At 36.8% G+C, this 15,820-nt stretch carries 9 protein-coding genes; 6 read left to right on the top strand and 3 right to left on the bottom strand.

Annotated features, from left to right (window positions below; genetic code table 11):
- Nucleotides 1-91: 91 nt before the first annotated feature.
- The gene (locus EV201_RS04695) at nt 92-1,873 is read left to right on the top strand and encodes an NADH-dependent [FeFe] hydrogenase, group A6 (protein ID WP_242610454.1); all 1,782 of its coding nucleotides are present in this window, start codon (nt 92-94) and stop codon (nt 1,871-1,873) included.
- A gap of 156 nt (nt 1,874-2,029) precedes the next feature.
- Here EV201_RS04695 and kdsA read toward each other — a convergent pair whose 3' ends face one another.
- Together kdsA and EV201_RS04685 are read right to left on the bottom strand one after the other, a co-directional pair.
- Entirely contained in the window at nt 2,030-2,848 is an 819-nt protein-coding gene (gene kdsA / locus EV201_RS04690) for a 3-deoxy-8-phosphooctulonate synthase (RefSeq protein WP_165389582.1), read from the bottom strand.
- A 77-nt stretch (nt 2,849-2,925) separates the two neighbouring features.
- Nucleotides 2,926-3,759 carry a nitroreductase family protein gene (locus tag EV201_RS04685; protein ID WP_130306229.1) on the bottom strand — a complete coding sequence of 278 codons (834 nt, stop codon included), beginning with the start codon at nt 3,757-3,759 and terminating at the stop codon, nt 2,926-2,928.
- A 145-nt stretch (nt 3,760-3,904) separates the two neighbouring features.
- On the opposite strand from EV201_RS04685, the gene EV201_RS04680 reads away from it, so the two are divergent.
- The 5 genes from EV201_RS04680 (at nt 3,905) to EV201_RS04660 (ending at nt 14,515) form a co-directional block, all read left to right on the top strand.
- Nucleotides 3,905-5,833, top strand: a complete 1,929-nt coding sequence (locus EV201_RS04680; RefSeq protein ID WP_130306228.1) for a histidine kinase — start codon at nt 3,905-3,907, stop codon at nt 5,831-5,833.
- Between the two features lie 351 nt (nt 5,834-6,184).
- Entirely contained in the window at nt 6,185-8,875 is a 2,691-nt protein-coding gene (locus EV201_RS04675; protein ID WP_207224384.1) for a zinc-dependent metalloprotease, read from the top strand.
- 95 nt (nt 8,876-8,970) lie between these two features.
- Nucleotides 8,971-12,303: a SusC/RagA family TonB-linked outer membrane protein gene (locus EV201_RS04670; RefSeq protein WP_130306227.1), complete on the top strand. Its 3,333-nt coding sequence runs from the start codon at nt 8,971-8,973 to the stop codon at nt 12,301-12,303.
- An 11-nt stretch (nt 12,304-12,314) separates the two neighbouring features.
- The gene (locus EV201_RS04665) at nt 12,315-13,649 is read left to right on the top strand and encodes a RagB/SusD family nutrient uptake outer membrane protein (RefSeq protein ID WP_130306226.1); all 1,335 of its coding nucleotides are present in this window, start codon (nt 12,315-12,317) and stop codon (nt 13,647-13,649) included.
- Nucleotides 13,650-13,744: 95 nt separating this feature from the next.
- Complete coding sequence (locus tag EV201_RS04660) at nt 13,745-14,515, top strand: LytR/AlgR family response regulator transcription factor (protein ID WP_207224383.1); 771 nt, start codon at nt 13,745-13,747, stop codon at nt 14,513-14,515.
- An 85-nt stretch (nt 14,516-14,600) separates the two neighbouring features.
- On the opposite strand, the gene EV201_RS04655 is transcribed toward EV201_RS04660, so the two are convergent.
- Nucleotides 14,601-15,623, bottom strand: a complete 1,023-nt coding sequence (locus tag EV201_RS04655) for a transglutaminase-like domain-containing protein (RefSeq protein ID WP_130306225.1) — start codon at nt 15,621-15,623, stop codon at nt 14,601-14,603.
- Nucleotides 15,624-15,820: the final 197 nt, after the last annotated feature.

Genomic DNA, 15,820 nt, shown 5'->3' with positions numbered 1-15,820 from the left:
GGATTTTGATTTTAGAATCTGATGTTCAATTTTTTGAGGAGGTCAAGACTAATAGGCGTCCTTATGTCTAAAGCGAATAAAAATGTCAAACATGATCAATTTATCAATTAATGGAATAGCTGTTAGTGTAGAAGAGGGAAAAACCATACTCGAAGCAGCTCAAAAATTACATATAAGTATACCCACTCTCTGTTATCACAAAGACCTATGTATAGCTGGAAACTGTCGCGTTTGTGTAGTTGAACAAGCAGGTGTTGACCGATTGGTAGCTTCGTGTGCAACACCCGTTAGCGAAGGTATGGAAATTAATACCAATAGCTTGAAGGTGCGAAACTGTCGCAAGCATATTATTGAACTTTTATTGGCCGAACATAACGAAGAATGTACCAAGTGTTACAGAAATGGGCATTGTGAATTGCAATCTATTGCGGCTGATCTACAGATAACCAATCCGGATTTTATTGATTTAGTTCCTGATAAAAACTACAGTATTGATTCTTTCTCACCTTCAATCGAAAAGGATGATAGTAAATGTATTCGTTGTCAGCGCTGTGTGAGAACGTGTGCTGAAATTCAGAGTGTAGGAGCCATTTCTGTTGCCCATAAGGGGGCCGAAATGAAAATATCCACCTTTTTTAATCGTCCTTTGAATGAAGTAGTTTGTACCAATTGTGGCCAGTGTATTGTGCATTGCCCAACTGGTGCTTTAATTGAAAAATCGTATGTGGAGCAAGTTTGGGATGCTATTGCAGATCCTGAAAAGCATGTTGTTGTACAAACAGCTCCAGCTGTAAGGGTTGGATTGGGTGAAGAACTTGGTTTTGAAGCCGGAACGAGAGTAACATCAAGAATGGTTGCTGCCCTTCGTCGTTTGGGTTTCGACTCAGTGTTGGATACGGATTTTACTGCTGATCTGACTATTATGGAAGAGGGAACAGAACTTTTAACGCGTTTAAAGGCGGCTTTGCTTGATGATAATCCTGATGTCGCTTTGCCAATGGCAACATCCTGTTCGCCAGGTTGGGTGAAATATATCGAGCATAAATACCCGCAGTATCTGCCTAATTTGTCCACTTGTAAATCGCCACAGCAAATGTTTGGAGCATTGGCTAAAACCTATTATGCAAAGAATATTGATGTGAACCCCGCTAATATTGTCTCAGTTTCAATTATGCCTTGCACAGCTAAAAAATATGAGGCGAATCGACCCGAAATGAAGGATAGTGGTTTTAAAGATGTTGATTTTGTTTTGACAACCCGGGAGTTGGCGGTTATGATTAAGCAGGCTGGTATTGAGTTTGATCAGTTGAATGAGGAAAATTACGATTCCATTATGGGAATTGGTTCCGGCGCAGGGGTTATTTTTGGAGCTACAGGAGGTGTGATGGAAGCTGCTTTACGTACAGCTTATGAGATCGTTACGGGGCGTGAAGTACCTTTTGCGAATTTGGAAATTAAACCCGTTCGCGGTTTGGATGGTGTGAAAGAAGCCGTTGTTTTAATTGAAAATGTGCTTCCTGAATGGAATTTCCTTGAAGGAGTAGAATTGAAGTGTGCTATAACCAATGGTTTGGAAAATGCCCATCAGTTAATGGAAGCTATAGATAGGGGAGATCGCTATTATCATTTCATTGAAATTATGGCGTGTCCCGGTGGTTGTCTTGGAGGAGGAGGTCAACCTTTCCCTGTTGATAATGAAATCCGTCAGAAACGTATGGATGCAATTTATTCAGAAGATTTATCACTGACCCTTAGAAAATCTCATGAAAATCCTGAAATTACTCAGATCTATAAGGAATTTTTAGAGAAGCCTTTGAGTCATAAATCGCATGAGCTTTTACATACTAGCTATGTGAAGCGTCAACCCTATTAGATCTTGGGAACTTAAATGTCGAATGGTTTGAATGGCGACGTATGTTAAGTAAAGCAATTTCGTTGTATCATTGCTTTTGGGGATGATAAAGACGAAAAATCCCTTGTAAGTTTTATGCTTACAAGGGATTTGAAATTTTATAAATGAGGATGTTCCTTAAAATTGATTGATAACCTTACGGATTGCAACCAGTTTGGTTAATAAATCTTCAAGGTAATCCAGGTGTAGCATATTTGCGCCATCAGATTTTGCATTGGCAGGATCAGGATGGGTTTCAATAAAGATACCATCAACACCAACAGCAATACCTGCTTTAGCCACAGTTTCAATTAAATCAGGTCGTCCACCCGTTACACCAGAAGTTTGGTTAGGTTGCTGTAATGAGTGAGTGATATCTAATACAACAGGGCAATTATTTTCTTGCATTGTTGGAATTCCACGATAGTCTACAATCATATCCTGATAACCAAACATATTACCACGGTCAGTCAAAATAACCTGATCGTTACCCATTTCTCTAACCTTGTTAACAGCAAATTTCATTGATTCTGCAGAAAGAAATTGTCCTTTCTTAATATTCACAACTTTTCCTGTTTTAGCAGCAGCGACTAATAAATCAGTCTGGCGACAAAGAAAAGCCGGAATTTGTAGTACATCAACATATTGGGCAGCCATGGCCGCTTCTTCAGCTGAGTGAATATCGGTTACAGTTGGTACGCCAAAAGTATCGCTGACCTTTTTTAGGATTTTTAAAGCTTTTTCATCCCCAATACCTGCAAATGAATCCAAACGGGAACGGTTGGCTTTTCGGTATGAGCCTTTAAAAATGAAAGGAATTTCGAGCTTGTTTGTAATCTCAACGATACGTTCAGCAATTTGCATTGCAATTTCTTCACCTTCGATAGCACAGGGACCAGCTAAAAGAAAGAAGTTGCCTGATTCGGTGTGTTTTATATTGGGAATATTTTTAATCATGATGTTTTTGAGTTTTATTTCTTGCAAAAATAGGAAAAGCTTTGAGAAATCGTGAATCTCTTAATGATAAAGAAGATTTAGTTCTTTTTCAAATTCACACGATTTATACTCAAACCTTCGGATTGAATGGCTCGAGGGTATTTCACGGCTGATTTTCCAAAAACCATCCCATATCCAACGGTATAATCCTTAGGGACACCGATTTGTTCAGCTATGCTTGGATCAATATCATTTAAGACCCAAGTCAACATTCCATTCCACAAGGTGCCGATATCGTGACTATTAGCTAACAGTTCGAAATATGAGAGAGCAATCAGACAATCGGGTAGTGGTGATGAATTTTTCTTCGGTGCTGATGCGATCAGGAGATGGGGTGCATTTCTAAAGATAACATCAACCTTATTATTTTCCCAAACTTTTTGAATGGCATACAGGAATTCGAATTGAGGCAAAAGGGTTTTGGCTTCACCTGCTTTTTTAATGGCCGCATAAATTTTATCCCGAAACAATTCTAATTCTTCTCTTTTATCAATAAGGGTGAAGTGTACTGTGTTATAATTGTGACCTGTTGGAGCGAATGCCGTTGTTTCCAGGAGCTCTTGAATAAGATGCTGATCCAAATCTTCGTGCAGGTATTTTCTAATTGACCGACGCGTTTTAATCAATCGAGTCATTCCTTCATAAGTGGGGCGTTCACCATCTGCAGATAAGCTGTCTTCAGGTTTGTTTCCCAAAATCGATACCGCAGCAGTGGGACAAATAGCCAGACAATGCTGACATTTAAGGCATAGTTTTTCTCTCGATTTACGGATGCTGGGTTTTGGATTCATATCAATAATTCCAACGGGACAATCCTGAGCACACAACCCACAAGAGATACACTTATCTTCGTTTATTTTGAAATCTATCATTCTTGAGCAATTAGTCGTTTTTAATTCGTGCAAAGTAAATCACAAAGTTTTTATAAAGAAAAACATAAGACAATAATCGTTTTATTATAAAGATTTCCATGTGTATATTTCATAGCTTTGCACAATATTTATAGAAAAATTCCCAATGAAACGGCGTAATAAATCCATTGTACAAGTCGGTATTGTTATTATTGTAACTTTTGTGATCGTTGCTTATTTGATAGGCGAAAAAATGTCACAAACAGCTCGTAATATGAGTGTTGATTTGGCGGTATCAAAGGCTCAGAACAGCTTTTTGATCGTTAAGAACAAGCTGAAGGATAATTACCAGTTTTCAACTGAGGTTGGAAAGACTCTTGAGGAGATTATTAAGGTCAATGGCATTCAATTCCCTACGATAAGTGAACAATTAGAGGGGGTATTGATTGGAAGAAATGATTTGTATTCGTGTTGGTTTATCGGTGTTGAAAGATTGAAAGAGGGGTTGTTTTTTACGCATACTGTAGAAGGCGTGAGTAAAAAAGAAATTGATACAAGTCGAAAAGCATTATTTAAGAATTTGCAGTTAAAGGGGAATGAGTTTGTTTCTCCACCTTACTTATCCCAGGATAGCAGTTTGTTGGTTTCTATTGTTATGCCTGTTAGGATAAAAGGGAATCTTGTGGGCGCTTTTGGTCTTGATATCGACTTATTTAATTTTCAACAACATTTTTACGATGAGCAATCTTTAGGACGAGCTTATGTTTCAATTATATCTTCTGAAGGCTATTGTATTATTCATCCCGATGAAAAAAGAATTGGAGCAGCAATAAACAGCATGAGCGATAGCAACAATGTGAAAAGGGTGCTTAATTCGGGTGAAAAATATCAAGCCGAGGTTGTTTCTGATTTTCTTCAAGTTCCTGTTGTTCGGGTTTATCAACCGATACAATTGAACGAGATAAATGCCAATTGGTTAATATCGGTGAGTGTGCCTTTGTTTAACGTTGAGGAAGCCGTGCAAGAAGTTAGAAATTCCACGGCCTTAATTGGTATTGCCTTAGCATTTTTGTTGATGGTATTCCTGTACTTTTCGCAGCGTAAGTGGCTTTCTGAATATGATAGAAGACAGAAGGCGGAAACGAAACATCGGGCAGTTGAGAATAAGTTGTCTTCAATTATGGAGAGCACAGATCAAATTATGATTTTTTCAGTAGATCGTGATTTTCATTATACGAGTTTCAATTCGGTATATCAAAAAGATATCCTTGAAAAGGAAGGCGTTCGTGTCGTGCCAGGAGATAATGCTTTAGAAGTATATAGGGCAGATGTTCGTGAGTTAATGCGGAAATCTTTTGAGAGAGCGATTCAAGGTGAACATTTTTTGATTGAATATGAGAGAAATCAGCAGCATTATCAGCAAATATTTAATGCCATTTTTGATGAAGACAATATTGTAATTGGGTTTTCAAGTTTCCGATTTGATATCAGCGAAACGGTTGAGTTGAGAAAGCGTGCGAATCAAGAAGAAGAGGAAAAGGTAAAGGCACAACTGAAGAATATCAAAAATCAAATCAATCCTCATTTTCTTTTTAACTCACTTAACTCGTTATATGCTTTGGTTGAAACAGAGCCCAGATTAGCTCGCAAGTTTGTACTCAAATTGTCAAAAGTTTACCGTTATCTGTTGGATCAAAACAATTCAAGTCTGATCGATTTAAAACAGGAGCTAGACTTTATGAAGCATTATATTTTTCTTCAGAAAATTCGGTTTGGTGAAAATTTGAGTTTAGACTGCGATATTCCTGATCGTTATATGAGTTCCAGGCTGCCATCTGTCAGTTTACAGTCACTTGTTGAGAATGCGATAAAGCACAATATCGTCACCTCAGAAAAACCGCTTCTGATTACGATGCGAATTGAGAATGACGAATTGGTTGTGGCCAATACCTACCAATTGCGTTCCGATGTTGGGGCGAGTACGGGTACAGGACTCAAAACTTTAAATGCCTTATATGCCTTTTTAGGTAAAGAGCAGCCTAAATATGGTGTAGAGGGAAATCTGTTTGTTGTTCGACTTCCTCTTATCTCTTAAGTCTTGCCCAGTAGTTTAGTGTAGTTGTTGTGTTTCAGGGTTTTATAAATTAAGCATTCCATCATTATATGAATGCTTGAATTGGGATGATTATGCGCGTCTGTTCGGAGGGGTGCATTTTGTTCATTCTCTCTTTTTTACGATTCACTCTTCAATTTTCCTGATTCACACCCTTCCTTTTTATTGCTAATTACAAAAAAATGATTTTTGTTTCAGATCCTCTTCAAATGGATCGAAAATAAATTTTGGTTAGTAAACGGTTAGATCCTGCACAGGCATGTTATACGCAAAAGATATTTGTTTTTGCAATTATCTTTTGTGTCAGCCTTTGCAAAAGAACACACACACTGAATGAGCTTAAACACACACACACTTAAAAAGACATTAGCCGTAGCAATAATGACGACTTGTATTCTTGGAGGGATGCAGGAGCAAACGCACGCTACTATTTTAAACCAGGAACAATCTGAAACCGGTATTTTAAAATTTTTAAAGAAAAAAAATAAAAAAGCCGACAATGAGGATGCAAAGGTAACTGAAGAGAAAAAATCAACTCTTAAGAAATACGATGAGGTTATTACTTCTGATGCAATAAGCCAGAAGGGTGTTATCGATATTCATCGAGTAAAGAAAGATTATTTTTTTGAATTGGATAAAAGTCTATTGGGACGTGATTTTTTATTGGTGAATAAAATATCGAAAGTACCCACTGAGATTAATGAGTTGGGATTTAATAAAGGAATCAACTATCAAAACTTATTAATCAAGTTTGAATTGGATACGATTCTTAAAAAAGTATGGGTAAAAACATATAAGGCAGCCTATTCAAGTAAAGAAGGCGATGCAATTACAAAGTCATTCGAAGATAATTACATTTCATCTATCAGAGAGAGCTTTGATTTAGCTTGTTTGGGAAAAGATTCAACCTCTTATGTTTTTAAGGTGAATAAGGTTTTTGATGGATCCGAAAAAAGTCTGAATGATCTTTTTGGAATTCTAGGGATGCCAGGTTCGGCAGTTAGTAAGCTTTCAAAGATTAACGAGGTGAAATCCTTTCCTGAAAATGCCATCATCAAATCATTATTGACAACAAAGGCTGAGGGAATTACGGTTTCAATCGAAGTTACATCAAACATCGTTTTATTGAACGAAAAACCAATGAAACCTCGATTTGCAGACAAAAGAGTAGGTTTCTTTTCAACAAAGCATTTTTATTTTAACGATGATCAGCAAGCCCTGGAGAATCGTGAATTGGTGAATCGTTGGCGGTTAGAGCCTAAAAAGGAAGATGTTGAAAAATATCTGGCAGGTGAATTGGTCGAGCCACAAAAGCAAATCGTTTATTATATCGATCCATCGACTCCTAAACAATGGCGTCAGGCTATTAAAGACGGGATTAATGATTGGCAAGTTGCATTTGAACAGGCCGGTTTTAAAAATGCCATTATTGCTAAAGATGCACCAATTAACGATCCTGATTTTGATGGCGATGATGTGCGTTACTCTATGGTGACTTATGCGGCTTCGAGTCAGGCAAATGCAATGGGACCTTCAGTGGTTGATCCTCGTTCAGGAGAGATTATTGAAGCCGATATTATTTGGTGGCACAATGTGATGACGGCTTTGCAATCGTGGATAAGAATTCAAACCGGTGCGATTGATCCAAAGGCAAGAGCTAATAAATTCGAGAATGAGCATATGGCACATGCCATTCGTTTTGTGTCTTCTCATGAAGTTGGTCATACGCTGGGTTTAATGCATAATATGGGAGCCTCATACGCGTACCCTGTTGACTCATTGCGATCGAAAACCTATACTGAGAGAATGGGCGGAACAGCTCCATCCATCATGGATTATGCTCGTTTTAATTATGTGGCGCAACCAGAAGATGGCGTTGAAAATATTACCCCACAAATTGGCGTGTATGATATTTTCGCAATTGGATGGGCTTACAAATGGAACAATAAAACAAATCCATGGGATGAATTGAATGATCAATCGGTTATGATCCGTAAACATGAAACGGATCCATTATACCATTATGGTCCGCAGCAGGATGGAAAGAATACGATTGATCCATCGGCTCAAAGTGAAGATTTGGGAGATAATTCAATGAAAGCAAGTCGTTATGGTTTGAAGAATTTGAAACGCATTGTCCCACAGGTTGAGAACTGGACTTATGAAGAAGGTCAGGATTATGAGAAAGCTGGTAAGATGATGATGGGAATCATTGGACAGTGGTTTACTTATGCCAATCATGTGGTTACCAATGTTGGTGGTATATATCTTGATCAGCCGGTATATGGAGAGCAAAAAGCAGCTTATACCCATGTAGAGAAAGCTAAACAAAAGGATGCCATTAAATATTTAATTGATGAAGTCATTGATATTCCTGAATGGTTGACAAAATCTGAAATTTATAAGAAAACCTATCCTATTAAGGAATCTCCAATTGGAGATATTGAATATGCACCGACTACATTATTCCGTGATCTACATGCTCGAATTTTTTATTCGCTTTTACAGAAAGAAAGGTTGCTTAGAATGCTTGAAAACGAAGCTGTAAATGGTAATAAAGCTTATACGGTTGCAAATATGCTAAACGATTTGCATCAGGGGATTTTTAAGAAAACAATCAAGGGATATAAGCTGAATGTTTACGATCGTCAAAGTCAAAAGAATTACATCGATGCCTTAATTATTACCCAGAATAAGGCTATGGAGAAAACGACTAAAAAATCATTGCATTCAGATTGTTCCTGTTCTTTACACCATCACATGCCGGTTTTGTGTGACTATTCGGTGAGAACTGTTGACATGTTTGAAGATGAAAAGGCTGTTGGCGATGATACAAGGAATTTTAATCGTAATCTGGTCTATGCCACGATGAATCGAGTTTCTGATGCCGTTTCAATGAAAAGAGGTGAATTGATGAAGATTCGATCCTTATTGAAGAAACGTTTGACGATAAAAGATGAAGCGACTCGCTATCACTATACTGATTTGATTTTGAGAATTGAAGAAGCACTCAATATGAAATAATATAAATCTGTTTGACAGATAGGGTAAAGAAATCTACCCTATCTGTTTTTTTACTTACAAAAACCACTATTTTAATAACCTTTAAAAATTGAACTATGAAAAGACTGCTAACCTGGCTTTTGATCTGTTTGCCTGCCATTGTAATGGCACAAGAGACAAGGCAAATTAAGGGGAGAGTACTCTCAACAACCGACGGCGATGTGCTGATCGGTGCTTCTGTGTTTATAGACAAATCGACAATTGGAGCTGAAACGGGAGTAAAAGGAGTGATAGAGAATATCACAATGGGAACGATTACTGATTTGGACGGTAATTTCATACTTGAAGTACCTAAAGCATTGAAAACTATCTCGTGTAGCTTTTTGGGTTTCGAAACTCAAGTTGTTGATATCGCAGGAAAAGATTTTGTGACAATCAAGCTAAATGATTCCAACAGTCAGTTAGGTGAAATTGTTGTGACTGGATATCAGAAAATTGAAAAACGTAAGTTGACATCTGCGGTAGCAAAAGTTAATGCTGATAATATTCGCCAAGCAGGTATTGCTAGTGTTGATCAAATGCTTAGTGGACAATTGGCTGGTATTACTGCAGTGTCAGAAACTGGAGCTCCGGGTGCTCCAACTAAAATAAGAATTCGTGGTACGGCTTCTTTGAATGGTACACAAGATCCTCTTTGGGTGTTGGATGGAATTCCATTGGAAGGAAACGAAGTGCCAGACTACAATGATAAGGACAATATCGATCAATTGTACAATTCATCAATCGCAGGCTTAAATCCACAAGATATTAAGGATATTACAATTTTAAAAGATGCTGCTGCAACTGCTATTTATGGAGCGCGTGCTGCAAATGGAGTTATTGTTATTACATCAAAAAAAGGTAAAGCAGGTAAAATGAAGGTGCAATTTTCGAGTAATACATCTTTTATCTCAAAACCAGATTTTGATCGTTTGAACCTTATGAATTCGGATGAAAAGGTGGATGCTGAATTAGCAATTGCTTCTCGTACTGATTTAACTTACGATTCTTATCGAGGAGGTGTAGCTGAAATTTTAAATGCTAATAATGATTGGGCCAATTATCAATCTAACGGTATTGATGGAATTTCACCTGAATCGTTAGCTGCAATAAATGCATTACGTACAATTGACCCAAATTTGGAAGATGAATTGTATCAGAATGCTGTTAATCAGGATCAAAGTTTGAGTTTTTCTGGAGGAAATGATTTGGCAACTTACTATTTCTCATTAGGATCTCACACCGAAAAAGGAACGACTAAGGGGACTTCATTAAGTCGCTACAATGTTACTTTAAAAACCAATATCAAATTAACAGATAATTTGACTTTTGGAGTAAGTATGTTTGCAAATCAGCGAAAGAATAAAAGTTTCTTAACTGAGGGAAGTATGTTAACAAACCCTTCTCAATACATTCGTTCATCAAATCCATATTTGAGATTAAGAGATGAGAATGGAGACTTTGTTCACCATAATCTTGAACAAGGTTCATGGAATATTGTTAGATTAAATTATAATATTCTTGAAGAACGTGAAGGAACAAGCCATATTTTAAAAGGACAAAGTCTGAATTCAATTTTTGACTTAAATTGGAAATTGAATTCTAATTTCACATTCCGTTCTCAGTTTGGTTACAGTGTAGATAAAGCAAATACTACAAAAGAAGCTGTAGAAGAATCTTATTACGTAAGAAGAACACGCAATAAGAGTGGATATGATGGAGTTACAGATTTCAAATACAATAAATATTTTATTCCTCAAGGAGGGATGTTGAAGAATTGGGATTCTGATAACACTTATTACAACTTAAAAAATATTTTAGAGTATTCAAAACTATTTAATGATCTGCACGAAGTAGATGTAATGGTTGGTAATGAGTTAAGAGAATCTAAATATACTCAAGTATTTTCAGCGGCTTATGGTTGGAATGGGAGAAATAATACTTCCAAGCCAGTTATTTTTAGAGATGAAAGTGATGCAAAATCATTTCCTCTTTTCACTAAAACATATCGTAAAAACAGATATGCTTCATTTTTTGCAACTGGTTCATATACTTTCAATCGTAAGTATACTTTTTTTGGAAGTGTTCGTTTTGATGGTTCAGACTTATTTGGTGTTGACGATAAATACAGATACTTGCCATTGTATGCTTTAAGTGGATCGTGGAATGCTAGTGAGGAATCTTTCCTTAGTGATATTGATTGGTTAAGTTCTTTGAAATTTAGATCATCATATGGATTGCAAGGGAATATTGATAAACAAAGTTCTCCTTATATCGTAGGAACTCCATCTGTTGTGTCCAACCTTCCAGGTCAAAGTGAAGATGCAATTATTGTAGAAGGTTTACCAAATGAAAAGTTAAGATGGGAAAAGACCTCTACTTATAATGTTGGTTTTGATTTAGCAGTTTTACGTCATGCAGTTCGCATGTCATTCGACTATTACACTCGTAAAGGAACTGATTTAATTGGAATCCAAGCAGTGCCAACAGAATCAGGATATAATTCAATGCCTGTTAACTGGGCAAAGATGACAAACAAAGGTTGGGAATTGAGTATTTCTACCAGAAATATTCAAACGGAGAACTTTGAGTGGAATACCAGCTTTAATATATCTCATAATGAGAATGAAGTATTGAAGGAACAGGCAAGGGTAAATCAATTGACACCTTCTAGAGAAGGCTATTCAGCGAATTCTATTTGGGTAATTAAAACTGAAGGATTAGATGCGAATGGTTACCCTCAATTTAAAAAAGACGGTAACATTGTTTCTGGAGATGAATATTTTGGCTTGTATGATGAATGGGCAGATTTCTATCCTAACAACAAAGCTGGATCGAACCTATCAAATGATGAGTTAAACGAGTTATTTGTGAATGTAGGATCTAGTGATCCTGAGTATTCTGGTGGTATTATCAATACATTTAGATATAAAAACATCGATTTAACTGTTTCAGCAAATTTCAATTTGGGTATGAATGTTATTGAAAGACCTCCATACAGCATTACGGAGTATGATAAAGCCAGAAATACATCAACTGATCTTTTAAATGTATTGAATGGAAGCAATACAATACTACCTAATTTAATGGGTGCAGCTTCGGGTGAAGGACAGTACTGGATGCAAACACAATTATACAATACATTGCGACCAGATTTTTACAATCATTTAGATATCTGGCACAAAGAGGTTGATTATTTAAGAATCAGTAGTATTCGTCTTGGATATAGCTTATCACAGGATGTTTTAAACAAAGTCGGATTGTCTAATGTTAGATTTAGTTTCGAAGCACGTAATCCTTTTGTTATTTCGAATGGTTATGATGGTTACTTTGATCCAGAATCATATGGTAATATCTACGCTCAGCCACAGCAAAAATCATATACTTTAGGTGTTAATTTAACTTTCTAATGATTTATAAAATGAAAAAATTAAATATATACATTGCGCTGTTGTTGGCAGTAGTTAGCTTTTCTGCTTGCGACGATTATTTGGATGTGAAACCAAAGGATCGTGTAATACCTGAAACGGCAGACGATTTTCGTGCATTAATTACGAGTGCATATAACGGGGTTCCTGCCGATAAAATGAGGTTGACCTTTAGAACTGATGAATTAAAACTGGATAATTCTGCTTGGGATTTATCGGGGGTGAAAGATATCTTCTTATGGAATGATGTAAATTCTGCCGCTAATACTGTACAGTTTTCTTATCAGTCATTCTATAAAGCAATCATGTATGCGAATCATATTATTGATGAAGGTGTTGATGCTACTAAAGGAAGTACTGAAGAAATAGATCAAATTGTAGGAGAAGCCTATTTGTTAAGAGCATTAATGCATTTCAACTTGGTGAATCAATATGGATTGCCTTATAATGCTTCTACTGCATCTACTGATCGAGGTATTCCTCTTTCATTAAAAATTGATACAGAGGCAGAATATGTCCCCAATACTGTTGAAGAGGTTTATGCTCAAATTACTTTAGACATCGATGCAGCTATGTCTAAGATTAATGTGGACCGTTATGAAACAGGATTAAATTACAGATTTAGCAAATTGGCTGCTTGGGCTTTGAAATCGCGAGTGTATCTGTACATGGGTGATTTCGCTACAGCAAAGACTGCTGCCTTAGAAGCTTTAGCCATAAATTCTGATTTGCAAGATCTAGTTGCAGATGCATCACTTGCACCTCACATGTATGACGCGGTTGAGAGTATTTTAGCTTTGGAAACGGTATTCTATTCTGAAATTAAGTCTGCTTCTTTAGTATCAGATAAATTACTTGCATTGTATGATCAAACGAATGATCTACGTTTTGGCTTGTATTTTTCTGATGAAGGTGCTGGTAATTTTAAACCAAACAAAGGAACTGAAAGTGGATCAAAATGTTCTTTTAGAAATGCAGAAATGTACCTGACTGTTGCAGAAGCTGCTGCACAAACTGATGATTTGGAACAAGCTCGTACTTATTTAAATCAATTGAAAGAAAAACGTTTACTCACTGATTTTTACAATACAGAAGTAACTCGTATTGCTGGATTAAATAAAGCAGAATTAATTGCTGAAATTGCAAATGAGAGATTCAGAGAATTTGCATTTGAAGGGCAGCGTTGGTTTGATCTAAGAAGAACTACTCAAGAACAAATTGAGCACTCTTATCAGGGAGAATCAGCTACTTTACAAGTTGGAGATCCAAGATATACACTTCGTTTTCCACAGGAAGCGGTTGATAACAATCCAAACTTGAACAATTAGTTTAAGTGGTAATAAAATATATCTGAATCAAAATGGGGCTTTCTATACTAGAAAGCCTCATTTCTTTTTAAATTTGTAGTCTAAATATTCGAAGTATGATTAGTGTTGCGATAGTAGAGGATGAGCATCTTGCGGCTCGTGAGTTGGAGAATAACTTATTGAGCTTGCGGCCAGATGCAGTACATATCAAGGTTAAGCTTGAGAATGTGAGTCAGGCTGTGGCTTGGTTTTCTGAGAATGAGGTTGATCTTATCTTTATGGATGTGCATCTGGGTGATGGCAATAGCTTTTCTATCTTTGAACAAATAGAACTGAAAACGCCCGTGATATTTACAACGGCTTACGATCAGTATGCTATTCAGGCTTTTAAGCAGTGTAGTATTGATTATCTATTAAAACCCATTGATGAAGATGATCTGGAGCAGGCTCTTAATAAATACGATGATATGTTTGTCAAGCCCAAGTCGGTTGATATTGAATCTTTACAGAATTCGCTGCAATCCATTATTGGTGGTCAAAAGTATCAGGAGCGTTTTATGGTCAGTCGGGGCGATCGTATTCTCTCTCTGGATTTGGATCAGGTATCCTATTTTATGGCAGATGGTAAAGCCTGTTACCTTTTTAGTAAAGATGGAACACGTTATTTGTTTGATGGAACTTTAGCTAACCTTGAAAAGAAACTAGATCCCAATATTTTCTTTAGAATCAACAGAAAATTTATCGTTAGTTATTCTTCCATAATAGATATGGTTTACTATTCAAAAACACGAATAAAATTGAACCTTAAGCCGACTTGTGAGGAAGCAATGGATGCTATTGTGAGTCAGGATAGAAGTTCGGATTTTAAAAAATGGCTAAACCAATAAGTTCGCTTGACAAGTCATGGGGTGAAGAATAAAAAAAAAAGGCTGAGTTTCCCCAGCCTTTTCAAGTTCATTTGAGTCATTCTGTTTAGATCTCCTTAAAAGAGAATGCTTTTGTGTATGCTGCAGCTTGTCCCTCACACTCTACGATGGGATAGACGAAGAAGTTGACTGGACCTTTAGAATAACCTTCCAATATTAAATCACGACCTTGAGTCATTTCAACACGATTGACATCTAAATTTCCAAAATAGAATTCAGCTTTTTCAGGTGCTTTATCCGCTTCTGAAATATCGACAGGAAACCACGTCTTGTTTTGATAATAGTCAGCCCAACAGTGGTAGCCTCCAATTTTTCCTTCTTTCCCTTCAGGAATAGAAAAGCCAATATGAAAACGAGCCGGAACTTGCATGCTACGAGCTAAAGACATAAAGTAGGAATGAAAGTCGGTACAATTACCTACCGATATATCGCAGGCGTAATTTGAGTTGCCGTTTCCAAAGGTGAATTCCCCGGCTATTTTTGTAGTATTCAGATAAAGGGATACCACGCTGTCCTTGCTAATCCCTTTTTTAATCGTTGTGGGTAAGCTGGCATAATAGTGATCCTTTGAACTTTGAGCTTTAGGTTTCCCGTAATACATTTCATTCAGAACAAAATCGTAAACAGCCTTCATGTTTTCTGGAGAAAACTGTTTTGCTTTTGCGATTGAATCGAACCGACCGCCCACAGGCACCAAACGGTTTGCCTTTAGATATTGGTTGGCATCAAGCTCACCAAATTTTGCAGCTCCTCTTTGCTTGCGTATCACATTAAAGTGAATGTTGATATCCGTCGCTTGTGCCAGGCCTTCTTTTAACTCAGCGTATAAGTAGGTATTACCATGCTGTTCTTCTGTTTTAATTGAATAGGGAATATCCGTATCAATGGTCAACTTACTGATATTTTGAATTTCGTTTGATTGGGGGATCGGAATCCAAACCTTCATATTTTGACCTGAATTGGCTTGCAGGCTCACTTTATAGTTAAACTCAAAATTTCTTTCCGGCACTTTACTGCAACTGCTTAATACGATTGCAGCAACAAACAACATCCATCTCATCCTTATCATCTTTTCTAATCTTTATTTAATTGGAATTTGATCCCATTTTTTAATCGTGCAAAAGTAACTTAAAGCTTTTGTCCTGCAAAGAAATAGCAGATTTAAAAGATCATTGAGTCTTATTTATAAAATAAGGCTGTGATGAATCTGCTGGCATATCTTGTCGTGCAATGATTATAAGTAAGCCGGAAGTGTTACGGTACGAC

The organism is Ancylomarina subtilis, from assembly GCF_004217115.1.
GTDB lineage: Bacteria > Bacteroidota > Bacteroidia > Bacteroidales > Marinifilaceae > Ancylomarina > Ancylomarina subtilis.
This window is presented reverse-complemented; position numbering and strand designations above follow the sequence as displayed.